Here is a 26,945-nt window from a genome sequence, read left to right on the forward strand (position 1 = left end):
TAAGATGAGCCCAATGTCCCGCACCCTCAAAAGACTGTTCGATCTCGATGCAAAAACTCCCCGTCACGGTCTTGTCCGGCTTCCTCGGGGCTGGAAAGACAACTTTGCTGAACCATGTGCTGAACAACCGTCACGGCCTGAAAGTGGCGGTGATTGTGAACGACATGAGCGAGGTGAACATCGATGCGGACCTGGTTCGCGATGGCGGTGCCAATCTGTCGCGGACGGATGAGAAGCTGGTCGAAATGACCAATGGCTGCATCTGCTGCACTTTGCGCGACGATCTGCTCAAAGAAGTACGTGCGCTCGCCGAGAGCAGGCGGTTCGATTACCTGCTGATCGAATCCACCGGAATTGCAGAGCCGCTGCCGGTGGCCGCGACCTTCGACTTCCGCGACGAGAACGGCGACAGTCTCTCCGACGTGGCACAGCTCGACACCATGGTGACCGTCGTCGATGCGGTGAACCTGTTGAAGGATTATTCCTCGACCGACTTTCTGCAGGACCGCGGTGAGGCACTCGACGGCGACAAGCGGACGCTGGTCGATCTGCTGGTGGAGCAGATCGAATTCGCTGATGTCGTCGTGCTCAACAAGGTCAATGACGCCACGCTCGAGCAATGCAACAGCGCGCGCAAGATCATCTGCGCGCTCAATCCCGACGCCGATATCATCGAGGCGAGCTTTGCCGATGTGCCGTTCGACCGCGTGCTCGATACCGGACGCTTCGATTTTGAGAAGGCGCAGCAGCATCCGCTCTGGCACAAGGAGCTGTATGGTTTTGCCGACCACGTGCCGGAGACCGAAGAATACGGCGTGACGAATTTCGTCTATCGCGCGCGGCGGCCGTTCGATCCCGTGAAGTTTCAGGCCTTCCTGCGCGAGAGCTGGGCCGGCGTGATCCGCAGCAAAGGCCACTTCTGGCTCGCGACGCGGCCGCAATGGGTCGGCGAACTCAGCCAGGCCGGCGCCATCGTGCGCACCGAAGGCATGGGCTTCTGGTGGGCCAATGTGCCTGCCGATCGCTGGCCGGACGATCCGTATTGGCGGCAGTCGCTGAAGAAGAACTGGAACGAGATCTATGGCGACCGGCGGCAGGAGATCGTGTTCATCGGTTCCGACATGGACGAGAGCGACATCCGCCGCCGGCTTGATGCCTGCCTTGTTCCGGGAAAGCCCGGCATGGATATCGCCGGCTGGGCGAGGCTCGCCGATCCGTTTCCGGCCTGGAAACGGGCCGACGAGGTGGCGTAAGCTTCTTTGACCAATTATAAATTGGCGATGGGCCCGGCGGGTTGCGATCAGCGCTGGCGGCCATAGGGTGCGTCCTCTGGGCACCTGCCCGTATGGACCATATCGGTGGATCGCCAACTCTCGCCAGTCACAACGCCAAGCGAAAACGAGAAGCTGCTCCTGCTGTCGGGAACGCTGATCCTGTCCGCCGGTATTACCCGCTTCGACAAACCTAAACGCGTCAATGCGACGCTGCCGGCCGGCGTGAAGACCGTCGTGCTGCTGAGCGGACGCGTGCAGATCCGGATCGGCGAGGGCACCGCACGGGAGATCTGCGGTCCCGCGGTGCTGGTCATCCGTACCATCAACGGCGCCGAGCGCGATCAGGTCTTCGCCGCCGATGTTCCCGTGCGTTACGTCATCGTGCAGATGAACGAGAACCTCATGGGCGCTGATATGTCGGCGGCGCTGGACCGGTCGTTCACGAGCGGAAACATCTCGCGCGACGATGGTGCATTGCTGATGTCAGGCCCGGCGGGCCACGCGCTGCAGGCCCTGACCAGCCAGATCATGAACTGCCCGATCCGCGGCGCGGAGCGCGAGCTCTATCTCGGCGGCAAGGCGTTGCAGCTTGCGGCATTGGCGATCTCGTCCTGCATCTCTCAGGCGAATTCCGAAGAGGCGCTGCAGCTCTCCTCGAAAGAGATCGAGCGCATCCGTCAGGCGCGTGAATTGCTGATCGCCTCCATGCAGAAGCCGCCGAACCTGGAAGGGCTGGCGCAGCAGGTGGGCCTCAATGTCCGCAAATTCAGCGACGGCTTTCGCCGCGTCTACGGGTCGACGGTGTTCGGCTTTCTGCAGGAATACCGTCTGGAACAGGCTTACAAGCTGATCTCATCCGGCGAGATGAGCGTGTCGGAGGCGGCTTATCACGTCGGCTACGGCGCGGCGCATTTCGCCACCGTCTTCCGCAAGCGCTTCGGCATTTCGCCGAGCAGCCTGCGCTAGATCCCCGCCGTCGCGGCAAAGCGCTGCGACAGTTTATAGGTCTCCTAACCTCCGACAAAAGCGAGAGTCCGGCAAACGAAAGTCCGCGCCTATGTCTCCCTTGTGCTGCGTGCCACTAGAGGAGCGCGCTGGCTCGGGGAATTTGCCCGGCGCAGAAATGACTCTCGGGGATCATCAGACACATGACGACACGTATGCGCTGGGGCAGGCTGCTTCATATTTCACCACTCGCTTTGGCGCTTCCGTTCGTCGATTCCACGTCCGTGCTCGCTCAACAGTCGTCTGGCTCGACGCTGCCGCCGGTGACCATCGAAGGTGGTGCACCGCGCGCGCCGCGCGCCGCGCCGAAGCAGCGCTCGTCGTCCCGAGCTGCGACAACCGCGCGCCGTGCACCCGTCGCTTCGCCGCCGGCTGCCGAGGTGGCGCCGCGCGAGACCGCGCGTGGCCCGGTGCAGGGCATCGTCGCCAGGCGCTCGGCCACCGGCACCAAGACCGATGCGTCGATCCTGGAAACGCCGCAGTCGATCACGGTCGTGACCAAGGATCAGATCGCGCAGCAAGGCGCGCGTTCGGTTGCCGAAGCGCTGCGCTACGAGCCCGGCGTCATCTCCGAAAGCCGCGTCGGCGATCGCTTCGACAACGTCTTCATCCGTGGTTTCGGCGGTTTCGGTGCCAACGCCAACTACCTGCATTTCTGGGACAGCCTGCGCCTGCCACGCGGCGTGTCCTATGCGATGCCGTCGGTCGATCCCTATCTGCTCGAACGTGTCGAGATTCTGCGTGGTCCAGCCTCGGTGTTGTATGGCCAGAACAATCTCGGCGGCATGGTCAACCTGATCAGCAAGAACCCGACCATGACGGCGCAAGGCGAGATCTTCACCCGTTTCGGCGATCATAACCGCATCGAAGGCGGCTTCGACATCAGTGGTCCGCTGACCAAGGACGGCGATCTGCTGTATCGTTTGGTCGGTCTCGGTCGCAAGGCGGACACCGAGGTTAATTACACCACCACCGAACGACAGATGATTGCGCCGACCATCACTTGGCGTCCATCGACCGATACCACGCTGACGGTGCGGGCCAGCTACACCAAGGACCCGTCGAGCTATCAGCCGAACTGGCTGCCGGCCCTCGGCACGCTGCTTCCGAATGCCAACGGCCAGATTCCGAAGAACTTCTTCTCTGGCCATCCCAACGTGAATACGTATTCGCGCGAGCAGACCTCGGTCGGCTACGAGTTCGAACATCACTTCAACGACACCTGGGCTGTTCGCCAGAATTTCCGCTACATGGAAGTGACCAGCGACTTCAAGGCGCTGTCGGTGACTGGCTTCGGCGCGGGTTCGACCTGCGGCGCGGGCACCACGGCGAATCTCTGTCTCGCGCGTTCAACCACCAACTATCTGGAGCAGCTGAAGGCTGCGGCGATCGACACGCAGGCCGAAGCGAAATTCGCGACCGGCTGGCTGGATCACACCGTTCTGATGGGCGTCGATTATCAGAATGTGTCCTCGAATGCCCGGTTCGGCACCGGCACTTCGACCAATATCAATTATCTCAACCCGAATTACGGCACGCTATCCGCGCCGGCGCTGACCAGCCAGACGATCATCGATCGTGAGCAGTCCGGCATCTACCTGCAGGACCAAGTCCGGGTCGGAAAGCTCGCTGTCGTTGCCGGCGTGCGTAACGACTGGGCCAATGCCACGAGCCAGACCAGCACCATCGCGAGCGGTGCCGTCACGAGCCTGATTCGGCCGTCGGACACCGCAACGACATGGCGCGTCGGTACGACCTATCAGTTCGATAATGGCTTCGCGCCCTATGCGAGCTATTCGACGTCGTTCGAGCCGAGCGTGAGCATCGGCACCGATTACACCGGCAAGGCCTTCGTCCCGACTACGGGCGAGCAGTACGAGGTCGGCGTGAAGTATCAGCCGGTGGGTCTCAACGGCTTCTTCATGCTGTCCTATTTCGACATCACGCAGAACAACGTCCTCACGACCGATACGGCGCACACGACGGGCTGCACCGTCTCGGGTGGCTTCTGTCAGGTCCAGCAGGGCGAGGTACGTTCCAAGGGCATCGAGCTTTCGGGCAAAGTGACGCTGCAGCCCGGCCTCGACGTGATCGCCGCCTATTCGCACACCGATATAGACATCACCAGGAGCTCGCAGACGGCGACGATCTACGGCACCTCCACCGTCGTCTCCGTGCAGGGGAAGAAGCCGGTGGGCGCTGCCGCCGATACCGCGTCGCTGTGGATGGATTACACCTTCCAGAGCGGTGCACTCGCAGGCTTCGGCTTTGGCGGTGGGGTACGCTATGTCGGCGCGTCGAATGGCGATGCCGCCAATTCGGCTGCGATGGTCGTCCCGGCCTATACGCTTGGCGATGCGCAGATTCATTATGATCTGGCCGGCATGTCGCCGCAGCTCAGGGGTTGGAAAGTGGCGGTCAACATGACCAACATCTTCGACAAGACCTATGTTTCGGCCTGCGCCTCGTCGAACCAGTGCTTCTACGGCAATGGCCGGACTACCTTGGGCACGATCCGGTATCAGTGGTAAATGAGTTCGGTCCGGCATCGTCCAATGGACGGTGCCGGACCATGCGAGCGAAGAGCCAGCAAAGCGATCCCTGTATGTCGAGTGTAATGCTGCCCGGCGCCAGTGTGCGTGACGTCACCTCGAAGACGGGGCGCGACTACCGCATCTTTGTCTGGCAGCCCACTACGGGCCAACTGCAGGGCAAAATGCCCGTCGTCTATCTGCTTGACGGCAACGGAACCTTTCCCATCGCGGCAGCGGCAACTGCGCTGCAGTCGCGCCGGCCGGAGCGAACGGGTGTGCGGCCCGCGATCATCGTCGGCATCGGCTATCCCACGACGTTGTGGCTTGATGCCGAACGTCGCACCTATGACTACACGCCCCCTGTACCATCCGATGCGCTGCCCCAGCGCCCCGATCAGGGTGGATGGACCAGGACGGGCGGCGCCGATGAATTTCTCGATTTCATCGAGCACGAATTGCAACCGCTGATCGAAGGCGAGTTCGATATCGATCGCGACCAGAGCGCGCTGTTCGGACATTCCTTCGGCGGACTGTTCGCGCTGCATACGTTGTTCACGCGGCCCGACCTGTTTCGCAATTATGCGGCCGCCAGTCCGTCGATCTGGTTCGGCGGCGATCAGTTGCAGCAGGCCAAGGAAAAATTTAAGGCGCGCTTCACGGCTGGTGGCGCGTTGAAGCTGCCGCGGCGCTTGCTCGTCACCGTCGGCAGTCTGGAACAGGCTGAGGCCCAGTCCGCCGATGGCTCGCCCGTCGGCTATGACTCCTGGATTCGCCGCAACAGAATGGTAGAGAATGCCCGCAGCCTCGCGGCGGATCTCGCGACGATGGATCGGGCGGCGCTGGAAGTGACGTTCAAGGAATTCGAGGACGAGAACCACGCATCCGTGTTACCGGCGGCAATCAGCCGGGCGCTGCGGTTCTCTCTGGCATCGGGCACGTGATGGCTTCCATTGATTTTCGATCCGTGACTTCAGCGCTCATCGCGTGCGTCCTGGGCCTGTATCTGGCCATCGCGCCTGCTGCGGCTAACCCCGTCACCATCACTGACATCACCGGCCGTACCGTCACGCTCGCGCAGCCGGCCAAGCGGATAATCCTCGCCGAAGGGCGTCAGATCCTTGGCCTGTCGCTGTTGTACCCGGATCCCGTGAGCTTGATTGCCGGATGGCTCGGCGATTTCCGCCGCAATGACAGCGAGAGCTATGCGCTCTATCGCCAGAAGTTTCCTGCAATCGATGACATTCCCGTGCTCGGCATGGGCAATGACGGCTCGTTCTCGGTCGAGAAGGCGATTGCCATCAAGCCCGACGTCGCCGTGCTCGGGACCAGCTTTGCGCCTGGCGGTCGGGGCAATGACGTCGCGCGGCAATTGGAGGCGGCAGGCATTCCCGTGGTGTTCACGGATTTCTTCGTCAATCCGTTCGACAACACCATTCCCAGCATGCGTGTGCTGGGTCGCGTCAGTGGTCGCGAGCAGCAGGCCGAGGACTACATCGCCTTCTACGAAGCGCATATGAAGCGGATTGCGGAGCGGATGCCGAAGGACACCAAGCGTCCCAGCATCCTGTTCGAGACCCATGCAAACACCAGCGATTGCTGCCACGCGCCCGGTAGCGGCAATATTGGCCGCTTCATTGCCTTTGCCGGTGGCGACAGCATCTCTGCGCCTGTGTCGAAAGGCCCGACGGCGCAGCTCGGCCTCGAATATGTGATCTCGCAAAATCCGGATATCTATGTTGGCACCGGTGGCGCGCATCTGCGCGCCACCGGCGGTCTGGTGGTCGGCCCGGGCTTCGATGCGGACATGATCCAGCAGCGGCTTGCAGCGGTCGTGGCTCGGCCTGGCTTTTCTGAGCTCCGTGCGGTCAAGGGAAAGCGCGTCCACGGCCTGTTCCACAACATCATGTCGACACCCTTGAACCTTCTGGCGACGGAAGCTCTGGCTTGCTGGCTGCATCCACAGGCGATGAAGGATATAGACCCCGATGCGACCATGGCCGAGATCAATGCCAGGTTTCTCGCGGTGCCGATGAAGGGCATTTATTGGGCCGATCTCAAGTGAGCGCCGATTCGCAAGCGATTGCTGAGGCCTATCAGCGCGTCATTCGCAGGCGCGTGGCTTTTCTCATCCTGCTGGCGCTGATCAGCGTCGTGTCCTTCGCGGTCGATCTTGGGACCGGGCCTTCGAGCCTTGGCCTGATGGATGCCGTGCGCGGCGTGCTGAATATCGGCAAGCTGTCCGGCCCGCAAAGCGCGATCCTGTGGGAGGTACGATTGCCGCAGGCATTGCTCGCGATATTGGTCGGCCTCGCGCTGGCCACGGCCGGTGCGGAGATGCAGACGATCCTTGGCAACCCACTCGCCAGCCCATTCACGCTCGGTGTGTCGTCGGCGGCCTCCTTCGGTGCCGCGTTGGCCATCGTGCTCGGCATCGGCATTCCCGGCGTGCCGCAGAACTGGATCATTTCGGCCAATGCCTTCGTGTTCTCCTTCATCGCCGTCATCGTGCTGCAATCGGTGGTGCGGCTGCGCGGCTCAGGCACCGATATCCTCGTATTGTGCGGCATCGCGTTGTTCTTCACTTTCAACGCGCTAGTGGCACTGACGCAATTTCTCGCCAGCCAGCAGGCGCTGCAGCAGCTTGTGTTCTGGATCATGGGCAGCCTCTCCCGCGCGAGCTGGGAGAAGGTGCGGCTGCTGGCGGTGGTCGTGGTCATCGCCTTGCCGTTTGCACAGCGCGCGGCCTGGCCGATGATGGCGTTACGTTTGGGCGAGGATCGTGCCCGCAGCCTCGGGATCAACATCGCGCAATTGCGTTTCATGTCCCTGCTGCGGATCAGCATCCTTACGGCAACGGCCATGGCCTTTGTCGGCACCATCGGCTTCGTTGGATTGGCCGGGCCGCATATCGCGCGGCTGCTGATCGGCGAGGATCACCGCTTCTTCCTGCCGGCCAGCGCATTGACCGGCGCGATCATCATGTCGCTGGCCTCGGTGGCCAGCAAGAGCATCATCCCCGGCGTGCTGATTCCGATCGGCATCGTCACGGCGCTGATCGGCCTGCCGGTGTTCTTCTCGCTGATCTTCAGCCGGCGAGGCACCGTATGAGCGCCTCGGACCTCACCATCCGGTCTCTCTCTGCCGGCTATGGCGCGCGCAAGGTGCTGCGCGATCTATCAATGCCGCCGATACCGGGCGGCAAGATCACCGCGCTGGTCGGACCGAACGGCGCCGGCAAGACGACGCTGCTGCGCGCGGTGGCGGGGCTTGTGCCGGCAAGCGGCGACATTCGCTTTGGGGCTCTGGACATGCTGACCGCATCGGCCAGCGAGCGGTCGCGTGCGATGGCCTTCATGCCACAATTTCTGCCGCAGCGGATGGCGTTGAGCGTACTGGAATCCGTGATCAGCGCATTGCGTGCGTCGCCGCCGCAGATTGAGCGGATGGACGCGGCGGCTTTTCGCGATGTTGCGCTCGAGACGCTCAGTGGTCTCGGGATCGTCGATTTGGCGCTGCAGCCATTCGACAAACTCTCCGGTGGTCAGCGCCAGCTTGCCAGTCTCGCGCAGGCGCTGGTACGCAAGCCGCGGCTGTTGTTGCTGGACGAGCCGACCAGTGCACTCGATCTGCGGCATCAGCTTCAGGTCATGAATATCGTGAAAACCGCCGCGCGCGGCGGAACGGCCGTCATCGCGGTGCTGCATGACCTGCAGGCCGCAGCGCGGTGGGCGGATTCCATCGTGGTGATGAAAAGCGGCGCGCTCTATACGAGCGGCGCGCCAGCTGATGCCATCAGCGCAACCATGCTGTCGGATGTCTATGGTATCGACGGCAGTGTCGAGACCACGTCCTCCGGCGACATTCATATTCACGCCGGGCGGCTGGCCTGAATGAATCAGGCTGCCGTCAGCGGCGCGTGACGCAGCACCTGGAAGCGCGACGTCGCAGATGTCTGGCGGAACAGGCCGATGCGGTCGATCCGCAGCGAGGCGAGATCGAGTGTCGCGAACCGCTGCTGCAGCATCGCCAGCACCGCCGGGCTGCGCTCGGGAGGAAGCCGTCCGGTCAGTGTCATGTGAAAGCGAAAATCGTCGCGCACATAGGGATAGCCGAAACGATCCAGCTGCTCGACCTGCCGCGGCGTCAGGTTCTCCGGTTTGCGACGTGCGCGGTCTTCCGACGTCATCGGTGCGCGGAACACCTCGAATCCCTCAACGCAGGCCTGAGCCAGTGTGGAAAGTTCAGCAGAGGGGGCATCCGGCACCACAGCCGTGAAGCCGCTGATGATACGAACCACAGGCGAGATTTCCGGGATGGCGCGGGGCATTCGCGCGAAGTCATCGAAGGCTGCGATCAGGTCGGCTTCAGTGGCCTGCGGCGTCAGCGAGAACGGCGCCTTCAGCGTGGCGTGAAAGCCGTATTTGCGCGGGTCCTTGATCAGCGCCGGCCAGTCCAGCGCCTGTATGATGAGATCACCGGGAACCAGCACGTCATCGCCGGTGAAGGGATCGTAGCCGAGGATTTCGGCGCCGAAGCGGGAGAGGGCACTGTCGGCGTCGGGGGCGTAATAGATCGCGTAGCGCGGGAATTCAGTCATGGCCGCACCATAAAGCCGCGTTATGCCGCGGCAATAGCTTTACGGGACATGGCACGTGCCGGCTGCAGGCGCGCGGCATCGGTGAGATGCACGAGCTTGCCCTGCACGATCACGGCGACGATGCGCGGCCGCAGCGCGATGCTGTCATCGACCAGCAGAAGATCCGCGCGGCGTCCGTCGGCGATCTCGCCACGGTCCGTGAGCCCTGCGGCCTTGGCTGGTGCGGACGAGATCAGCGCCCAGGCCTGCGGCAGCGACAGGATGCCGTCCTGAACCAGCCGGAATGCGGCCAGCAATTGTGCGGGATAGTAATAGTCCGAGGCCAGCACCGAGCAGAGGCCCTTGGCGATCATGTCCGACGCCTTGGTCCAGCCGGTGTGGCTGCCGCCGCGCACCACATTGGGCGCGCCGAATACGATGAAGTCGCCGGCCGCGGCCGCAGCCTTGGCGGTCTCTTCGTTGATCGGGAATTCGGCGATATTGACGCCGAGCTTGCGGAAATCGTCGCGCATCGCAGGCGAAGCATCATCGTGAGAGAGCGTCGGCACGCCGGCAGCGTTCGCTACCTTGGCCAGCCGCGCGATCGAGGCCGGCACCTCGTCGGTGCGCGACAGCACGCGTTCGACCAGCTGATCGAAGGCCTCGCTGGTGAGGCCAGTGCGTTCGACCATCCGCGCGCGCTTCGCCGGCCTCGAAATGCCGGCGATATCCATGTGATCGTTGAAGGCGAGGAGATCGATGCGGCCGGCCTTCAGCCAGCCCAGGATCTCGTCCTCCGCCTCGAGATTGAACGTCTCTTGCCGCAGATGGAAGCGCGTGTCGGAGGCGAGCTTCGGCCGCAGCGTCTCGATGGCATCCAGCAGCTTGCGGGCGTTCTCCGCGCCGCGCAGGCCCGGCTCCCAGGACCATGTGGCGCCGTGGAACACCGTGGTGATGCCATTGGCGATGGCCTGACGGTCGCTGTCGATCAAGGCGACGTCGACCGGGAAGTCGACGCCTGGGCGCGGCATCAGCTGTCGCTCGAAGGCATCGCCATGCAGGTCGACGATCCCCGGCAGCGCCAGCAGATCGGAGGCATCGAGGCCGAGCGCGCCATGGGGCGCATCCGATCCGATGTCCGCAATCACGCCATCTGCGATCTGCAGTGAGGTCTCGGCGATGTCGCGGCCGAGCAAAGTGCGTCCACCGTCGATGAAAAGTTCAGTCATGTCACTGCCATCTGCTTGGGCGCCTTGACGCCTTTATACTTGCCTAGAAAATCCTCGACCGGGAGCTTGCGGAAATCCGGCAGCCCCTGTCTTAGCATCTCATGGTCCCAATCCCACCAGGCGAGATCCATTAGTCCGTATTCCACAGTTTCCGAAAATCGCCGCCGCACCGGTCGCGCCGGATTGCCGGCGACAATCGTATAGGGGGCGACGTCCTTGGTCACGATGGCGCCGGCGGCAATCACTGCGCCGGTGCCGATCTGCCGACCGGGCAGAACGATCGCGCCGTGGCCCATCCAGACGTCATGGCCGATTGTGACATGATGTTCGCGCCGCCATGTAAAGAAGTCGACGTCGTCGGCCTCGCCGGGGAAATAGGAAGAGGCGCGATAGGTGAAATGCGCCTGCGTCGCCCGATGCATCGGGTGGTTGCCCGGATTGATCCGGATCATCGCCGCGATCGAGCAGAACTTGCCGATGGTCGTGTAGGTGATCTGGCCGTCATTCACGACATATGAATAGTCGTCCATCGTCACTTCTTGCAGGATCGTCCGCGCGCCCACTTCGGTATAAGCGCCGAGCTTGCTGTCGACGAGTTTCGCGCTCGGATCGACCGATGGCGTGAGGGAGAGCTGCTTTCCGGCCATGTGACACCCGTGCGACGGAAGAGGAATCAGGATGTGATGAAGAGAGTGCGCGCTGGGCGCGCGTGGGTCTCTTCGGTCGGTTTCGTGACAGTGTCGTGACGTCAGCATGAATTCGGGCGTGCTTTTCCCGCAAGGAGGATAACCCGTATGCGCAGGGCACATGTCACATCACTGTTAAACGCGGGCGTTACCGGTGGCGATGTCTATTGTCATTGGAGTGCCTCATGCTGGTGGTGGATAGGTTGACGTGCCGTTTCGGCGCCAAGGCCGCCGTCGATAACGCGTCATTCGAGATCAAGCCCGGCGCATTCGTCGGTGTGATCGGTCGTTCAGGCGCGGGCAAGTCGACCATGCTGCGCATGATCAACCGTCTCGCCGAGCCGTCCGATGGGCGCATCACGTTCGATGGCATGGATGTCACCGCGCTCAAGGGCCGCGAGTTGCGCAAGTGGCGCGCGCGCTCCGCCATGATCTTCCAGCAGTTCAATCTCGTCGGCCGTCTCGATGTGCTGACCAATGTGTTGATGGGTCGCCTTGCCGAGATGCCGCAGTGGCGCTCGCTGACCCAGATGTGGCCCGAGGATGATCGCGCACTGGCGATGTCGGCGCTGGAACAGTTCGACATGGCGCAATACGCCTCGCAGCGCGCCGATCAGCTCTCCGGCGGTCAGCAGCAGCGCGTCGCCATCGCCCGCGCATTGGTACAGCAGCCCGACATCATTCTTGCCGATGAGCCGATCGCATCATTGGATCCGCGCAATACCCGCATCGTCATGGATGCGCTGCTGCGCATCAACAAGCACTTCGGCATCACCGTGATGTGCAACCTGCATTCGCTCGATCTGGCGCGGACCTATTGTGATCGCCTGATCGGCATGTCCGCCGGCCGCGTCGTGTTCGACGGCGCGCCCTCCGCGCTCACCGAACATATCGCCCGCGAACTCTACGATCTCGAAGCCGACGAGGTGATGGGATCGGCGCATATGCCGACGCCTGTCCACGTTCCCGAATACGGTGTGGCTGCCGTCGCGTGATTGCAGTGCGTTGAAATTATCGCGGTGCCGTCATCGTAACGATGGCATCGTCGCGATAGACGCGCCTTCTACCAAGAAAAAACGTTTCACCTCAGATCAAAACAGGGACTGTCATGATCAACCGTCGCTCCATTCTGCTCAGCGCCGCGGCGCTGGCTTTCGCCGCCACCTCGGCCTCGGCCCAGGATTACAAGGCCAAGTATCCGGAACTGACCTTCGCCATCATCCCGGCAGAAAACGCGTCGGGCGTCACCGAGCGCTGGGCGCCCTTCGTCGCCTATCTGTCGAAAGAACTCGGCGTGAAGGTCAATTTGCGCATCGCCAATGACTACGCAGCCGTCATCGAAGGCCAGCGCTCCGGCAACATCCACATCGCCAGCTATGGTTCGGCCTCGTTCGCCCGTGCGCGCCTCACCGGCGTGAAGACCGATGCCTTTGCCAACGACATCAACATCGATGGCTCGACGGGCTACTACTCGGTGTTCTTCGTCAAGGCGAACAGCGCTTACAAGACCATCGATAATCTGAAGGGCAAGAACCTCGGTCTGGTCGATCCGAATTCAACCTCCGGCAACAACGTGCCGCGCTTCGAGCTGGACAAGATGGGCATCTCCGATGCCGACACCTATTTCAGCAAGGTCGTGTTCACCGGCAGCCACGAAAATGCGCTGCTGGCGCTGTCGCAGGGCACCGTCGATGTCGCCGCCAACCAGTGGACCAACGACAACGACTCGACGCTGCAGCAGATGCTGACCAAGGGCATGCTGAAGAATGCAGACGGTTCGGCGATGAAGAAGGAAGACTTCCGCATCGTCCACAAGTCCGCTCCGATCATCAACGGCCCCTATGCTTATAACTCCGACCTGCCGGAAGATCTGAAGGTCGCCATCGCCAAGGCTTTCGTCGATGCACCGACCAAGGACAAGGCGGCATTTGATCGCCTGTCGGACGGCCAGAAGAAGGGCTTCCACGCTGCGACCACCAAGGATTGGGACGCGACCATCGACCTGATCAAGTTCGTCGACGCGCTGCGCAAGAAGAAGGCGTCGTAAGTATCTGCAATTGACAGGAGCCGGATCAGCAATGGTCCGGCTCCTTTTCTGTGTGGAACGCTGCGGTCTCTTCCCTCGCCCCGCTTGCGGGGAGAGGGTGGCTTCGCGAAGCGAAGACGGGTGAGGGGAGCCAGCGAGTGAAACACTGGCTCCCCCTCACCCGAAGCCTCGCTAACGCTCGGCTCCGACCTCTCCCCGCTTGCGGGGAGAGGTTATCCTGAGCGCAGCGATCTGACGGTATGTTACTTTCATAGGCACAACCTTTCATGTCCGCCGCCGTTTCCATCCTTCCGGCTCCGCAGCTCGCTGCGCTGAACGATGCCTACCGCAAGGCGGTGGCACGCCGGCGGTTGCGCACGCTGTTCGTCGTGGTGGCCTGTTTTGCAGCGCTGTTCGTCGCGGCGCTCGGTGCCGAGGTTAATCTCAGGACCTTCATCGAGAAGATCGGAAACTTCGGCAGCTACTTCGATCGTATCTTCACGCTCGAGGCTGGCACCCGGGTCTGGACCGACGTCAATGAATGGTTCTGGGGCTGGAAGAAGTGGCTGTCGCTCCTCGGCGAGACCGTGCTGATCAGCTATGTCGGCACACTAATCGGTGCCGTCCTGGCCTTCGGGCTGAATTTTCTCGCGGCCGAGAACACCGCTCCATCCGCGCCGCTGCGCTTTGCTGTCAGGCGTTTCATGGAATTCTGCCGGACCGTGCCGGATATCGTGTTTGCGCTGATCTTCGTCATCGCCTTCGGCCTCGGCCCGATGGCCGGCGTGCTAGCCATCGCGATCCACTGCGTTGGCGCGCTCGGCAAGCTCTATGGCGAGATCGTCGAGAATATCGACATGAAGCCCGTGGAAGGCATCCGCTCGACCGGTGCGGGCTGGGTCGACTGCATGCGCTTTGCGGTGCTGCCGCAGGTCGCGGCGGGCTTTGCCAGCTACACGCTGCTGCGCTTCGAGATCAATGTGCGCGGCGCGTCCGTGATGGGCTTCGTCGGCGCTGGCGGCATCGGTCAGGAACTCGTCGTTGCTGTCAGAAAGTTCTATTATTCCGATGTCAGTGCGATCCTGCTGATGATCATCGTCGCCGTATTCATCATCGACATCGGCACCGGCTGGCTGCGCGGTCGTCTGTTCGGCAAGGAAGCCAGATCATGAGCAGGCAGCCTGACACCAACACCCAGGAGCTGCGCGGGCGCTATCCTGATGTCTTCAACCGCCCGATGGCCTCGCGCGCCGGTGTGCCGGCCATCTTGGTCGCGGCGCTGGCATTGTTTATTTTTGGGCTCAATGAACTCGATTTCTCGCCGGCGCGGATGTGGACCGGCCTGCGCGAACTCGGCTGGATCACCATGATGATGATCCCGCCGAATCCCGGTTCGTCACTGCCTGCCTATCTGCATGCGATGGGCGAGACGCTGTCGATCGCGCTGCTTGGCACGACCCTCGCTGCAGTGTTCGCGCTGCCGGTCAGTCTGCTCGCGGCACGCAACGTCATTCCGTCCGCATGGCTTCGCTTTCCGGTCCGGCGTTTTCTGGATTCGATTCGCGGCGTCGATACGCTGATCTGGGCGCTGGTCTGGATCAATGTGGTCGGTCTCGGCCCGTTCGCCGGCGTGCTGGCGATCGCGATTTCGGATTTCGGCGCCTTTGGCAAATTGTTTTCGGAAGCCATTGAAGCCGCCGACAAGAAGCAGGTCGAAGGCATTCGCGCCTCCGGCGGCAGCGCGATGCACGAGATCCGCTTCGGTCTGATGCCGCAGGTCCTGCCGGTCATCGCTGGGCAGGTGCTGTATTTCATTGAGTCCAATACGCGCTCCGCCACCATCATCGGCATCGTCGGCGCAGGCGGTATCGGTCTCCAGCTCGCGGAGCAGATCCGCGTGCTGGAATGGCAGAAGGTCTCGTTCCTGATCCTGATGATCCTGGTCGCGGTGGCGGCAATCGACTGGATTTCCAGCCGACTGCGCTTTGCCATCATCGGCCGCCGTGCGGTGGCGTAATTACGCCGCCGCTTTGTGGCGTTCCTGTTCGGCCTTGAACAGTTTGAACTCTTCGGTCACCGCGCGCACAATGCTCGGCCGTTCGCGCAGACGCTTGTGGTAGGCCTTGATCGCTGGCCAGTTGTTCAGATCGATCTCCGGCAACACCATCGTCCAGTTTAGCACCGTGACAAGATAGGCGTCGGCGACGCTGAATTTGTCGAGCAGGAAGTTGCGTCCCGCGAGATGGTTTTCCAGATAGGTCAGCCGCGACAATCCGCCTTGTAGTGCATAGGCCTTCATCTCCGGGGGCGCCTTCTTGGCCAGCAGCGGCACGAACAGGCCCTTGTGCAGCTCGGTGCCGATGAAACACAGCCACTGCTGCAGCCGGCTGCGGTCGATGCCCGAACCCGCGGCGATGGGGGAGTGCGGAAACCAGTCGGCGACATGCTGCAGGATCGCAGCATTCTCGGTGAGGATGACGCCATCGTCGGTGCGCAGCGTCGGCACCAGGCCGAGCGGATTCACGTCGCGGAAATCCGAACCGTCGTTGCGTACTTGCTTGTTCAGTGGATCGACCTCGAAGAACCGCGCGTCGGCGCCGGCTTCGGCCTCATACAGCGCGATGCGGGTAGCCATCGAACAGGCCATCGGGGAGAAATACAGATCCATGGAAGCCTCCTTGAGCTGACGGATCGTTGCGGCCGATCCGTTGGTTGATTTTCGTACCGTCTCGCATAATATAAATCGGGTCAAGGAATTTAATGCGAAATGGTACAAAAAAAGAAAAAGCTCGTCGCCGTGGCGAAGCCGGAGGTAGCCACCGAGCCGAAGCGCCGCGGCCGGCCACGCGCCTATGAGCCCGATGTGGCGATCGAGCAGGCGCTGGCGCTGTTTCGCAAAGGCGGTTTTGCGGCGACGTCGCTCGACGATCTCAGCGAAGTGACCGGCATGAACCGGCCGTCGCTCTATGGCGCCTTCGGCGACAAGCGCGCGCTGTATCTCAAGACCTATCAACGCTACCGCGATGACTACACGGTTCCGATGGTCGCCATCTTCAAGGCCGATATCGACATCCGCGAGCGCCTGCGCCGCTTCTTCGATGCCGCGCTCGACATCTATCTCACCGGTGAGGAGCCGCGCGGTTGCTTCACGGTGATGACCGTGGCTTCGGATGCGATTGCCGATCCTGACATCCGTGAGCTCGTCTATCGCGGCTTTGCCGATGTCGACGATGCATTCGGCTGGTGCTTTCGCACCGCAATCAAGCGCGGCGAGATGCCTGACACCGTGGACGTTGCGGCGCTATCGCAGATGGCGTCGGCGACATTGTTTTCGCTGTCGATCCGCGCTCGAGCCGGTGTTCCCCGCACTGAGCTGGATGTGATCGTGAAAGGTGCAATTGCCTTGCTCTGCGGCCCGGCGCGCTAGCCGGTTCCCTCGGCGCGAAATCCGATCGGCTTCACAATAATTTCCGCTAACCTGTCGGCATCGCACGATGCCGACCGTCTTTCATCCAAGGAGATCCCATGCTTTACGCCATTCTCTGCTACCATGATGAAGCCGTTGTCGGCGGCTGGTCGAAGGACGAAGACGACGCTGTGATGGCGAAGCTCGCCGTCGTGCACGCCAAGCTCGCGCAGCAGGGCCGGCTCGGCCCCGTGGCGCGCCTGCTGCCGACCACCGCGGCGACCACGCTGCGCAAGGACGAGCCGCCGGTGGTGCTGGACGGCCCGTTCGCCGAAACGAAGGAGCAGTTGCTCGGTTTCTATGTGGTCGAGGCCGAGAATCTCGATGGCGCGCTGGAGATCGCCGGGGAACTCGGCCGCGCCAATCCCGGCGGCGCCTATGAAATCAGACCGATCGGCGTCTTCCACGGAGCGTTTCAGCCATGACCGATGTCGCCTGGATCGATGCGGCGCTGACTACCGCGCGTCCCCAGGCGCTCGGCGCGCTGCTGCGCTATTTCCGCAATCTCGACACTGCAGAGGAGGCGTTCCAGAACGCCTGCCTGCGCGCGCTGAAGACCTGGCCGCAAAATGGGCCGCCGCGCGATGCCGCGGCGTGGCTGATCATGGTCGGTCGCAACGTCGCTATCGACGATATCCGCCGCGGCGCGAAGCAGCAGCCGTTGCCGGAGGACGACCAAGCGATATCTGATCTGGACGATGCCGAGAGCGAACTGGCCGAGCGTCTCGATGGATCGCATTATCGCGACGATATCCTGCGGCTGCTGTTCATCTGCTGCCATCCGCAGCTCCCGGCGACGCAGCAGATCGCGATCGCGCTGCGCATCGTCTCGGGCCTGACGGTGAAGCAGATCGCCCGTGCGTTCCTCGTCTCGGACGCCGCGATGGAACAGCGCATCACCCGCGCCAAATCTGCCGTTGCCAAGGCCAATGTGCCGTTCGAGACGCCGGGCGCGCCGGAGCGCAGCGAGCGTCTCGCTGCCGTGGCCGCCATGCTCTATCTGATCTTCAACGAGGGCTATTCGGCCTCAGGCGAAAGTATCGATCTGCGCTCACCCTTGTGCGAGGAGGCGATCCGCCTGGGACGGCTGCTGCTCAAGCTGTTTCCGGCCGAGCCAGAAATCATGGGCCTCGCAGCGCTCATGCTGCTGCAATATGCCCGCTCGGCGGCGCGTTTCGATGCCAATGGTGCGCTGGTGCTGCTCGACGATCAGGACCGCACGTTGTGGAACGGCAAGATGATCGCCGAAGGTCTGGCATTGATCGACAAGGCGATGCGCCATCGCCGCACCGGCGCCTATCAGATCCAGGCTGCCATTGCCGCGCTCCATGCCCGCGCGGCGAAACCGGAAGACACCGACTGGGCACAGATCGAGCTGCTTTATGGCTCGCTGGAAATCCTGCAACCATCGCCGGTGATCACGCTCAACCGCTCGGTGGCGGTCTCGAAAGTGCGTGGTCCTGAAGCCGCGCTGGAGATGATCGCGCCATTGGCCGCAAAGCTCTCGAACTATTTCCACTTCTTCGGCGTGCAGGGTGCCTATCTGATGCAGCTCGGCCGCAACGATGAAGCCCGCGAAAGCTTCAACCGCGCCATCGCGCTGGCCAATACCTCGGCGGAGGCGGATCACATCCGGATGCATCTTGATCGGCTGATGCTGGAGAGCAAGCCGCGGCCAAAGGCCGCGAACAAGGTCAAGAATCAGGCGAAGAACAAGGCGGCTACTCCAGAATAATTTTCATGGCGGTGTCGGATTGCGCCGATCTCGCTCGTCCTTGAGACGACACCATCTATTCGAACCACAGGACAACTCTATGCCCATCTCCCGTACCGCGCTCTGGATCGGCCGCATTCTCAGCGGCCTCGTCATTCTCTTTCTGGTGATGGATGGCGGCATCAAGCTCGTGCCGATCAAGGAGGTCACCGAGACCATGCAGCAGCTTGGCTATAGCGGCAGTATGGCGCAGGCGCGGGGCCTTGGCGTCCTCACGCTGCTCTGCGCATTGCTTTACGCGATCCCGCGCACGTCCGTTTTCGGCGCCATTTTGCTCACGGGTCTGCTCGGCGGCGCGATGGCGACGCATCTGCGTATCGACAGCCCGCTGTTCACGCATCTGTTGTTTGGCTTTTACATCGGCGTGATGGCATGGGGTGGGCTGTACCTGCGCGATCCCGCGATGCGCGCGATGATCCCGATCCGAAACCAGGATTTTTAACCGGAGGAGACGACGATGCAGGTCAATCCCTATCTTCACTACAACGGCAATTGCGAAGAGGCGCTCAATTTCTATGTGAAGGCGATCGGCGCCAAGATCGACGTCATTATGCATGTGGAAGGCTCGCCCGCGGCGGAACAGATGCCACCGTCGATGGCCAAGAAGGTGCTGCATGGCCAGATCTCGGTCGATGGCGAGGTCATCATGGCTTCGGACGCGCCGCCGGATTATTTCGAGAAGATGCAGGGCATGTCGGTCTGTCTGCAGATCCAGGATCCTGCAGATGGCGCCAAGGTCTTCGCGGCATTGTCCGAGGGAGGCACCATCAAGATGCCGTTCGGCGCCACGTTCTGGTCAAAGGGATTTGGCATGTGTGTCGATAAATTCGGCGCGCCCTGGATGATCAATTGCGCGATGGAGTGATGTGAGACGCGCGCTTGCCCAACCTCTCCCCTCCCTGCGTGGGGAGAGGTCGCCGCATCTTTGCGGCGGGTGAGGGGCGGGGCACTAAGCTGATCGCAGACACTGCAGACAACGGTCGCGTCTCACAGCGCGATCCAATAGACCATCGTTGTGGATGCGCCATGCCCGGCCCCTCATCCCGACCTTCTCCCCGCGCAGTGCGGGGAGAAGGAGCGCGCGGTCCGCGCGTCACTGCATCGATTCTGAAAGAAAAAGATTTTCTCATGTCCGCCTTTACCCGCAACGCCATCGTGCTCGGCCTGCTCTCTGCCGTCGGCCCCTTTGCCATTGACATGTATCTGCCGGCGCTGCCGGCGATCACCGCCGATCTGCACACCACGACCTCGGCGACGCAGATGACGCTGATTGCGTTCTTCATCGCCTTCGGCCTGTGCCAGATCGCCTATGGCCCGCTATCCGATGTCTATGGCCGCAAGGCGCCGCTTTATGCAGGCCTGACACTGTTTATCGCCGGCTCGATCGGCTGTGCGCTGGCGCCGAGCGTGGCGTGGCTGATCGCGTTCCGCTTCGTCCAGGGCCTCGGCGCCGCCGCCATGGGCGTGATTCCGCGCGCCATCATTCGCGATCTGCACACCGGCGTCGAAGCAACGAAACTGATGGCGCTGGTGATGCTGGTATTCTCGGTGTCGCCGATCCTCGCACCGCTCGGCGGCAGTGCGTTGATCGTGCCGTTCGGCTGGCGCGCGGTGTTCGTTGCCGTGACCATCGCCGCCGTGCTCGCTCTCGTCCTTGTGGCAGCGCTGCTGCCGGAGACGCGCCCTGCGCATGAGCGCATCTCGGGCAGTGTGCGCAATGTGCTCGGCAGCTTCGGCGAGCTGCTGCGCGACTGGCACTTTCTCGGGCTCACCTTCATCGGTGGCCTCGGCATGGCGAGCTTCTTCGCGTTTCTCGCGACGTCGTCCTTCGTCTATATCGGTCACTACGGCCTGACGCCGACGCAATACAGCCTGGCCTTCTCGGTCAACGCGATCGGCTTCATCGGCGCCTCGCAATTCGCGGGTTTCCTCGGTGGCCGCTTCGGCATGGGGCGTGTGGTGATGGCGGCGGTGTCGGCCTATGCGTTTTTCGCAGTCGTGCTGCTGGCGCTCACGCTGGCCGGCTTCACCAGCCTGGCCGTGCTGATTCCGCTGCTGTTCGTCTCCTTCGCCTTCCTTGGTCTCGTGATCCCGTCGACCATGGTGCTGTCGCTGGAGAATCATGGCCCCATCGCCGGCATCGCTTCCGCCTTGGGCGGTACGCTGCAGATGGTCACCGGTGGTCTGATGATCGGCGTGTCCGGACTGTTCTTCGACGGCACCTCGCTGCCGATGGTGGCGACCATCGCCTGCACGGCGTTTGGCGCGCTTGCCGTCAGTATCGCCACGCTGCGTCCGCGCGAACTTTCGCCGCAGCTCGCCGAGTAGGCGAGGCTGCTAGTCTGTCTCCCGTGCAGAGGTGAGGGATGAGGCGGATGTGGTTCAGTCTGACATTTCTGGCGGCAATCGGATCGGGCCTGATGGCCGGACTGTTCTTCGTGTTTTCGGTCACGATCATGAACGCGTTCGGCAAATTGCCGGCGCCATCAGGCATCGCGGCGATGCAGTCGATCAACACCACCATCCTCAATCCCATCTTCATGACAGCCTTCATGGGTACGGCGCTACTCTGCGTCGTGCTGGCGATCTTCGGCGTAGTCCGATGGTCACAGCCTGGCGCGGCCTGGCTGATCGCGGGCGCTGTGCTCTATGTGGTCGGCACGATGCTGGTGACCATGGTGTTCAACGTGCCGCTGAACGACACGCTTGCCGCGGTCTCGCCGGACAGTGCCGAAGGCGCTAGCTTGTGGCGCAACTACCTTGAGGTCTGGACCCGCTGGAACCACGTGCGCACGGTGGCATCCACCGGCGCGCTGGCGTGTTTCATGCTGGCCCTGCGCGCGCAGTAGTACCTCAGAACCGATACGTCGCGGTGCTCAGCAGCGTGCGGCCCATGCCGTAGAAGCAGTCGCCGAACGACAGACAGGTGGCGATGTTGCGGGTGTCGGCAATATTGGTCGCATTGAACTGCAGCCGCCACGGGCCATTGTCCCAGCGCACCATGGCATCGAACAGCGTGTAGTCGGGCGTGCGGAGCACGTCGATGCCGTCCCAGGATTCGCCGATATAGCGCACGCCGGCGCCGACGGTGACGTCAGGCAGGCCGAGCGATGCCAGGCGATATTTTCCCCACAATGATGCTTGCTGCTGCGGCACGCTGGCGACGCGCTTGCCGGCATTGTCGCCGGATTCGATCCGCGCATCCGTATAGGCATAGGCGCCGATCAGGTCGAGATTGGGCGTGACGCTGGTCAGCACTTCCAGTTCGGCGCCCTTGATCCGCACCTGGCCGGTCTGGATCGAGAAGACGCCGGGTCCGGAGGACAGCCGGTTGCGCTCGGTGGTGTCGTAGATAGCCGCATTGATCGCGGTGCCGGCAAACGGATTGTACTTGAAGCCGACCTCGAACTGCTCGCCGCGCACCGGCTTGCAGAACCCGTTTTCGCAGGTGCCGGCGCCGAATACCGGGTTGAACGACTGCGCGTAGGAGAAATACGGTGTCATACCGAACGGCAGCTCATACATCAGTGCGCCGCGGCCTGTGGTGGCCTTGTCGTTCTGGGTCGGCAGTCCTTCGATGCTGTAGTTGACATAGTCCTGCCGCACGCCGAGCAGCGCCAGCCACGGGCCGAGCCGCATCTGGTCCTGCGCGTAGAAGCCGGTCTGGCCCTGTCGGGCCGCGGGATCGTCGGTCAGCGACGCGGAGAAACTACTATAGACCGGCGCATACAGATCGAACGGCCGCGGATCGAGGCCGCTGCCGCTGCGGGTTTTCTCGTGCAGGCCGAGATAGTCGATGCCCACCAGCACCTTGTGCGACACCGCTCCGGTCTGCAGCTTGATTTCGGCATTGCTGTCGGAGGTGAAGGCGTCCTTCGCGGCCTGACGGGCGTAGTAGATCCGCTGTACGGTCCGCCGGCCGGCGTCGAGGAATGGGTTGGTCGGGTTGGAATACAGGTCCGGATACATGATGGCGTAATCGCCGTCGGTGTGGCTGTAGCGGAAGCTCTGCTTGATCTTCAGCACATCGCCGAAGCTCTGCTCGTAGAGGCTGGTGACGCCGCCGGTGGTGATGTTGTAGCGATCGTAATTCGGTTCGCCGGCGAAGCGATTGACGGGGATATAGCCGTTGGGGCCGGGCTTCAGCACGCCCTCGATGGGCAGGAAGGCGCTGAACGAGCTGGACTTGTCCTTCTGGTAATTGCCGAGCACGGTCCAGGAGATGTCGTTGGTCGGCCGCCAGGTCAGCGACGGCGCCAGCAGGATGCGGTCGTTCGGCACGTAATCGACCTGCGAATCGGAATCGCGCAGTACGCCGACGAAGCGGTACAGCCACTCGCCATCCTTGGTCAGCTTGCCGGTGGAGTCCATCTGCAACTGCTTGCGGTCGAAGGAGCCATACTGCACGCCGATCTCGTTACGGGATTCGGCCTGCGGGCGCTTCGACACTTCGTTGAGCACGCCTCCGGTGGACGAGCCGCCATAGAGCACCGACGATGGCCCGCGCAGCACTTCGATGCGCTCCAGCGCGTAGGGATCGCGGCGCCATTCCAGCACCTGGCTGAGCCGCGAGCCCTGCATGCCGTCGAGATAGCGGCTCGGCTCCTGGCCGCGGATCAATGTGTAGTCGCCGCGGGCATCGCCGCCGAACGGATCGGCGGTCACGCCGGGCACATAGCGCAGGGTTTCCTGGACAGACAGGCCGCCCTGGTCGGTGATGCGATCGGCTGTCACCACCGAAATCGACTGCGGAGTCTCGCGGAGTGGCGTGTCGGTCTTGGTGCCGCCCATACCGCGATTGGCGAGATAGCCCTCCACCGGGCCGGTGGCGGTTTCCGCGCGAACACCGGCAGCTGCGGTGGCAGCAGCAACCGGCGCATTGTTGCGCGCCGCGGCCTGGCGTGTTGCACGCGCGCGTGCTGTCGATGGGCGGGTCGCGCGCGCACGCGCGGCCGGTCGAACGGGCTGATCTACCACGACGGCTGGCAATGCGGTGCTGCCTTGCGGCGATTGCGCCTGCGATGGCGTCGTGACCAGCGCCAGCATCGGCAGCGCCGTCCCGACAAGCCATCCCAGATGTGTGGAAGATTTGAATTTCATTTGCCCGCACCCCATTACCAAGTGATGCAGGCGACTTATCACGCAGCGACGCAGCCGAAAGACGTCCGGGGCGTCATACAATTAGTCTGGAATTAGTATCTCTCTAAGGTGGCGGAGGTGCGCGATGGAATCGGCAGTCGCGCAATGCTGAATGTCATCCGGGCGCGACTTTCGCTAGCCGTTGATACCCTCGCGCCGCAGCGTCGGCAGGCCGATGCCCGTGGCGTCGAAACCGCCGTCGACCGCCAGCATCTGGCCGGTGATGTAGCTCGACCGGTCGCTGCACAGGAAGAAGATCGCGTCGGCGAGCTCGTCCTCGCCGCCGTAACGATTCAGCGGAATCGCATCGTGATAATCGGCGCGGATCGCCGGCGTGTGCACGGCCTTGGCCATCGCGGTCTCGACAGGACCGGGCGCCACCGCATTGACTCGGATGCCGAGCAGCGCGAGCTCGACAGCGGACTGCTTGGTGAAGTGAATGATGCCGGCCTTGCTGGTGCCGTAGGCGACGCGCAGCGTGGACGCGCGTAGCGCCGAGATCGAGGCGATGTTGACGATGGCGCCGCCGCCATGCTCGCGCATCAGCGGTGCGGCCGCCTTGGTGCACAGGAACGGGCCGGTGAGGTTCACGGCCATGATGCGTTCCCATTCCTCCAGCGTCGTCTCGAGCAGAGGCTTGAAGTTCGCGATGCCGGCATTGTTGACCAGCGCATCGAGCCGGCCGAAGCGGGCCTGCGTGGCGGCAAAGGCTTTATCGACAGCCGCGGCGTCGGAGACATCCGTATGCAGCGCCAGCGTGTTGTCGGGATCGTTCAGCGCCTTGACGCTGGCGTCGAGCAAATCGCGCTCGATATCCAGCAGTGCGACACGATAGCCTTCGCCAAGAAAGCGTTTGGCGACCGCAAGGCCAATGCCGCGTGCGGCGCCGGTGACGAGTGCAACCTTGCGAATCTGTTCCTTGCCGTCAGCCTTGGTCATGTCCTGCCCTGTCGTCTTGATCGTTGCAGGGCTGTTTAGAGAACGACAACGGCCGGGACAAGCCCGGCCGCTGCGTAATCCTGACGGAAGGTTCGGCGTCAGAACCGGTAGGTCGCGGTTCCCAGCACCGTGCGCCCGAGGCCGTAATAACAGTCGCCGCGGGCGTAGCACGCCGCCACATATCGCTCGTCGGAGATGTTGTTGGCGTTGATCTGCAGCCGGAAGGGGCCGGGATCATAGGCGATCATCATGTCGAACAGCGTATAGTCGGGAATCTTGACGAGATTGCTCTCGTCATAGGATACGCCGATATAACGTACGCCGGCACCGACCGTGACATCGCGCAGGCCGAGCGCCGCCAGGCGATACTTGCCCCACAGCGAAGCCTGGTTCTGGGGCACGCCTTCGACGCTGTTGCCGATATTGTCGCCGCTTTCCACCTTGGCATTGATGTAGGAGTAGCTGCCGATCAGGTCGAAATCGGGCGTGACCTTGCCGATGACTTCCAGCTCGGCGCCGCGGATGCGGACCTGTCCGATCTGGCTCGATTTGGTGATATCGGCGGATGCGGCCAGCCGGTTTCTCTCTACCGTGTCGTAGATCGCAGCGTTGATCGCCAGGACAGAGTTCGGGTTGTACTTGAAGCCCACCTCATAGGTTTCGCCACGCTGGTCCTTGCAGGGACCGTCGGCGCAGGAGCTGCCGCCATACGCCGCGCTGAAGTACACCGGATTGAACGACTGCGCCCACACCACATAGGGATTGAAGCCGAACGCGGTTTCATACATCAGGCTCGCGCGCCCGGTCGTCGCCGACCTGTCGCTGTCCTCCCCGATCCGACGCGTGCTGGCATAATCCTGACGAATGCCGAGTGTGGCGAGCCAGGGACCGAGACGCATCTGGTCCTGCCCGTAAATGCCGGTCTGGCTTTGCCGCGTGTCCGGAGCGGCAATCAAGTCGGGCACGGGCAGGCTGGTATAGACAGGCGCGTAAAGGTCGAACGGCGTCGCGTCGAAACCACCCCCGGCAGACGCGCGCGTCTTGACGTCGCGGTAATCGACGCCGAACAGGAATTTGTGCGACAGCGCGCCGGTCAGCGCCTTCACCTGGATGTTATTGTCCATGGTGAAGTTGTCCTTCGACGCCTCCTGGTTCGACGTGTAGCGGTTCACCGTGCGCTGTGCGGGATCGAGGAACGGGTCCGTCGAGAACACGTTCGCATAGACGCTGCGATAGACGCCTTCGACATGCGCGTAGCGCAGGTTCTGCGTGAACTTCACCGCATCATTGAACTGATGTTCGAAAAGGCTGCTGAGGGCGCCGGTTTCGGTCTGGTAGATATCAGTGTTGGGATCGCCGACGAAACGATCGCGCGAGATATAGCCGCTGGCGCTCGGCACCAGCGTGCCGACGCGTGGCAGGAAACCGTTGGTGGTGCCGGTCTTGTCCTTTTGATAGGTGCCGAGCACGGTCCAGCTCGTATTGGTGGTCGGGCGCCAGGTCAGCGAGGGCGACAGCACGATGCGGTTGTCGGGCACGAAATCGACCTGGGTGCCGCTGTCGCGGAATAGGCCAACGAAGCGATACAGCCACTCGCCGTCCTTGGTCAGCTTGCCGGTCGTGTCCATCTGGACCTGCTTACGGCCGAAATTGTCGAACGACACGCCGACTTCATTTTTGGATTCCGCTTGCGGGCGCTTCGAGATCAGGTTGACGAGGCCTGCGGTCGATGTGTCGCCATACAGCACGGAGGCGGGGCCGCGAAACACCTCGATGCGCTCGAGCATGTAGGGATCGACGCGCCACTCGTTGAACTCGTTGCGGTTGTTGACGCGTGTGCCGTCGAGATAGACGTTCGGGTCCTGGCCGCGGACCTTGAAGTAATCGTTGCGCGAATCGACGCCGCCGGGCTCGGCGAATACGCCGGGCACATAGCGTAGGGTTTCCTGGATGCTGCTGACGCCCTGATCCCTGACGCGGTCGGCGGTGACGACGCTGATCGACTGTGCCGTCTGATTCAAGGGCGTGTCGGTCTTGGTGCCGGTTCCGCTGACCGTGGCGGAATAGCCCTGTACTGGACTCGTGCCGGTTTCAGCGCGGGAGGTGGGGGCTGTTGCTATTGCTGCGGGTGCCGCGGTGCTGCGCGCCGCCGTTCGACGACTTGTAGAGCGCGCCGCCTGCGACCGCTGCGGACGTGCCGGCGTGGCACGCGGTTTGGCCTGCTCGACAACGACGGGCGGGAGCTGGCTCTGCGCCTGCGCCGGAGCTTCGATCGCGAAGGTCATAAGAACTGCGAT

General features: G+C 62.7%; 24 protein-coding genes and 1 pseudogene. 18 read left to right on the forward strand and 7 right to left on the reverse strand.

Annotated features, from left to right (window positions below):
- Window positions 1-47: 47 nt before the first annotated feature.
- The 7 genes and pseudogenes from zigA to A4A58_RS15430 all read left to right on the forward strand — a co-directional run.
- A complete protein-coding gene (gene zigA, locus A4A58_RS15400) occupies window positions 48-1,253 on the forward strand; it encodes a zinc metallochaperone GTPase ZigA (protein ID WP_068733487.1) in 1,206 nt (401 codons plus the stop codon).
- A gap of 105 nt (window positions 1,254-1,358) precedes the next feature.
- Window positions 1,359-2,240 carry a helix-turn-helix domain-containing protein gene (locus A4A58_RS15405; protein WP_068733489.1) on the forward strand — a complete coding sequence of 294 codons (882 nt, stop codon included), beginning with the start codon at window positions 1,359-1,361 and terminating at the stop codon, window positions 2,238-2,240.
- 182 nt (window positions 2,241-2,422) lie between these two features.
- Window positions 2,423-4,810: a TonB-dependent siderophore receptor gene (locus A4A58_RS15410; RefSeq protein ID WP_068733491.1), complete on the forward strand. Its 2,388-nt coding sequence runs from the start codon at window positions 2,423-2,425 to the stop codon at window positions 4,808-4,810.
- Between the two features lie 74 nt (window positions 4,811-4,884).
- Window positions 4,885-5,754, forward strand: a complete 870-nt coding sequence (locus A4A58_RS15415; RefSeq protein ID WP_158005689.1) for an alpha/beta hydrolase — start codon at window positions 4,885-4,887, stop codon at window positions 5,752-5,754.
- 23 nt (window positions 5,755-5,777) lie between these two features.
- Window positions 5,778-6,875 (forward strand): ABC transporter substrate-binding protein, encoded by a 1,098-nt coding sequence (locus A4A58_RS15420; RefSeq protein WP_244499775.1) that lies wholly within the window; start codon window positions 5,778-5,780, stop codon window positions 6,873-6,875.
- The gene (locus A4A58_RS15425; protein ID WP_244499776.1) at window positions 6,872-7,921 is read left to right on the forward strand and encodes a FecCD family ABC transporter permease; all 1,050 of its coding nucleotides are present in this window, start codon (window positions 6,872-6,874) and stop codon (window positions 7,919-7,921) included. Before A4A58_RS15420 ends, A4A58_RS15425 begins: the two co-directional genes overlap by 4 nt.
- Window positions 7,922-8,007: 86 nt before the next feature.
- A pseudogene (locus A4A58_RS15430) lies at window positions 8,008-8,703 on the forward strand (ABC transporter ATP-binding protein); the annotation flags it as partial.
- A 5-nt stretch (window positions 8,704-8,708) separates the two neighbouring features.
- Here A4A58_RS15430 and A4A58_RS15435 read toward each other — a convergent pair.
- Genes A4A58_RS15435 through A4A58_RS15445 form a run of 3 tightly spaced genes read right to left on the reverse strand, consistent with a single transcriptional unit; the run spans window position 8,709 to window position 11,265 of the window.
- Window positions 8,709-9,410 (reverse strand): DUF1045 domain-containing protein, encoded by a 702-nt coding sequence (locus A4A58_RS15435; RefSeq protein ID WP_068733502.1) that lies wholly within the window; start codon window positions 9,408-9,410, stop codon window positions 8,709-8,711.
- Window positions 9,411-9,430: 20 nt separating this feature from the next.
- Window positions 9,431-10,618, reverse strand: coding sequence for an alpha-D-ribose 1-methylphosphonate 5-triphosphate diphosphatase (locus A4A58_RS15440; protein WP_068733503.1), 1,188 nt, complete (start codon window positions 10,616-10,618; stop codon window positions 9,431-9,433).
- The gene (locus A4A58_RS15445; protein ID WP_068733506.1) at window positions 10,615-11,265 is read right to left on the reverse strand and encodes a chloramphenicol acetyltransferase; all 651 of its coding nucleotides are present in this window, start codon (window positions 11,263-11,265) and stop codon (window positions 10,615-10,617) included. Before A4A58_RS15445 ends, A4A58_RS15440 begins: the two co-directional genes overlap by 4 nt.
- 224 nt (window positions 11,266-11,489) lie before the next feature.
- Here A4A58_RS15445 and phnC point away from each other — a divergent pair, with 224 nt between their 5' ends.
- The 4 genes from phnC to phnE (A4A58_RS15465) all read left to right on the forward strand — a co-directional run bounded on the left by phnC (window position 11,490) and on the right by phnE (A4A58_RS15465) (window position 15,347).
- Window positions 11,490-12,299 (forward strand): phosphonate ABC transporter ATP-binding protein, encoded by an 810-nt coding sequence (gene phnC / locus A4A58_RS15450; protein ID WP_068733508.1) that lies wholly within the window; start codon window positions 11,490-11,492, stop codon window positions 12,297-12,299.
- A gap of 113 nt (window positions 12,300-12,412) precedes the next feature.
- Complete coding sequence (phnD, locus tag A4A58_RS15455) at window positions 12,413-13,351, forward strand: phosphonate ABC transporter substrate-binding protein (protein WP_068733510.1); 939 nt, start codon at window positions 12,413-12,415, stop codon at window positions 13,349-13,351.
- Window positions 13,352-13,617: 266 nt separating this feature from the next.
- Window positions 13,618-14,502, forward strand: a complete 885-nt coding sequence (gene phnE, locus A4A58_RS15460) for a phosphonate ABC transporter, permease protein PhnE (protein ID WP_068733512.1) — start codon at window positions 13,618-13,620, stop codon at window positions 14,500-14,502.
- Window positions 14,499-15,347: a phosphonate ABC transporter, permease protein PhnE gene (gene phnE, locus A4A58_RS15465; RefSeq protein ID WP_068733514.1), complete on the forward strand. Its 849-nt coding sequence runs from the start codon at window positions 14,499-14,501 to the stop codon at window positions 15,345-15,347. Before phnE (A4A58_RS15460) ends, phnE (A4A58_RS15465) begins: the two co-directional genes overlap by 4 nt.
- Here phnE (A4A58_RS15465) and A4A58_RS15470 read toward each other — a convergent pair whose 3' ends face one another.
- On the reverse strand, window positions 15,348-15,998 hold the full coding sequence (locus tag A4A58_RS15470) for a glutathione binding-like protein (protein WP_068733516.1): 651 nt from the start codon (window positions 15,996-15,998) through the stop codon (window positions 15,348-15,350).
- Between the two features lie 99 nt (window positions 15,999-16,097).
- On the opposite strand from A4A58_RS15470, the gene A4A58_RS15475 reads away from it, so the two are divergent.
- The 7 genes from A4A58_RS15475 to A4A58_RS15505 all read left to right on the forward strand — a co-directional run bounded on the left by A4A58_RS15475 (window position 16,098) and on the right by A4A58_RS15505 (window position 21,419).
- On the forward strand, window positions 16,098-16,757 hold the full coding sequence (locus A4A58_RS15475) for a TetR/AcrR family transcriptional regulator (RefSeq protein WP_068733518.1): 660 nt from the start codon (window positions 16,098-16,100) through the stop codon (window positions 16,755-16,757).
- 98 nt (window positions 16,758-16,855) lie between these two features.
- Window positions 16,856-17,221: a YciI family protein gene (locus A4A58_RS15480; RefSeq protein WP_068733520.1), complete on the forward strand. Its 366-nt coding sequence runs from the start codon at window positions 16,856-16,858 to the stop codon at window positions 17,219-17,221.
- Window positions 17,218-18,531, forward strand: a complete 1,314-nt coding sequence (locus tag A4A58_RS15485; RefSeq protein ID WP_068733522.1) for an RNA polymerase sigma factor — start codon at window positions 17,218-17,220, stop codon at window positions 18,529-18,531. The genes A4A58_RS15480 and A4A58_RS15485 overlap by 4 nt, the downstream gene beginning before the upstream one ends.
- A gap of 79 nt (window positions 18,532-18,610) precedes the next feature.
- Entirely contained in the window at window positions 18,611-19,012 is a 402-nt protein-coding gene (locus tag A4A58_RS15490; RefSeq protein WP_068733524.1) for a DoxX family protein, read from the forward strand.
- Between the two features lie 15 nt (window positions 19,013-19,027).
- Window positions 19,028-19,435 (forward strand): VOC family protein, encoded by a 408-nt coding sequence (locus A4A58_RS15495; RefSeq protein WP_068733526.1) that lies wholly within the window; start codon window positions 19,028-19,030, stop codon window positions 19,433-19,435.
- Window positions 19,436-19,698: 263 nt separating this feature from the next.
- Window positions 19,699-20,898 carry a multidrug effflux MFS transporter gene (locus A4A58_RS15500; RefSeq protein ID WP_068733528.1) on the forward strand — a complete coding sequence of 400 codons (1,200 nt, stop codon included), beginning with the start codon at window positions 19,699-19,701 and terminating at the stop codon, window positions 20,896-20,898.
- A gap of 47 nt (window positions 20,899-20,945) precedes the next feature.
- The gene (locus tag A4A58_RS15505; RefSeq protein ID WP_349509577.1) at window positions 20,946-21,419 is read left to right on the forward strand and encodes a DUF1772 domain-containing protein; all 474 of its coding nucleotides are present in this window, start codon (window positions 20,946-20,948) and stop codon (window positions 21,417-21,419) included.
- 4 nt (window positions 21,420-21,423) lie between these two features.
- On the opposite strand, the gene A4A58_RS15510 is transcribed toward A4A58_RS15505, so the two are convergent.
- The 3 genes from A4A58_RS15510 to A4A58_RS15520 form a co-directional block, all read right to left on the reverse strand.
- Window positions 21,424-23,670, reverse strand: coding sequence for a TonB-dependent siderophore receptor (locus tag A4A58_RS15510; RefSeq protein ID WP_068733532.1), 2,247 nt, complete (start codon window positions 23,668-23,670; stop codon window positions 21,424-21,426).
- A 174-nt stretch (window positions 23,671-23,844) separates the two neighbouring features.
- On the reverse strand, window positions 23,845-24,648 hold the full coding sequence (locus A4A58_RS15515) for an SDR family NAD(P)-dependent oxidoreductase (RefSeq protein WP_068733534.1): 804 nt from the start codon (window positions 24,646-24,648) through the stop codon (window positions 23,845-23,847).
- A 98-nt stretch (window positions 24,649-24,746) separates the two neighbouring features.
- Window positions 24,747-26,933 carry a TonB-dependent siderophore receptor gene (locus A4A58_RS15520; RefSeq protein WP_068733536.1) on the reverse strand — a complete coding sequence of 729 codons (2,187 nt, stop codon included), beginning with the start codon at window positions 26,931-26,933 and terminating at the stop codon, window positions 24,747-24,749.
- Window positions 26,934-26,945: the final 12 nt, after the last annotated feature.

Origin of the sequence: Tardiphaga robiniae (assembly GCF_001618955.1) — a bacterium.
Classification (GTDB): domain Bacteria; phylum Pseudomonadota; class Alphaproteobacteria; order Rhizobiales; family Xanthobacteraceae; genus Tardiphaga; species Tardiphaga robiniae_A.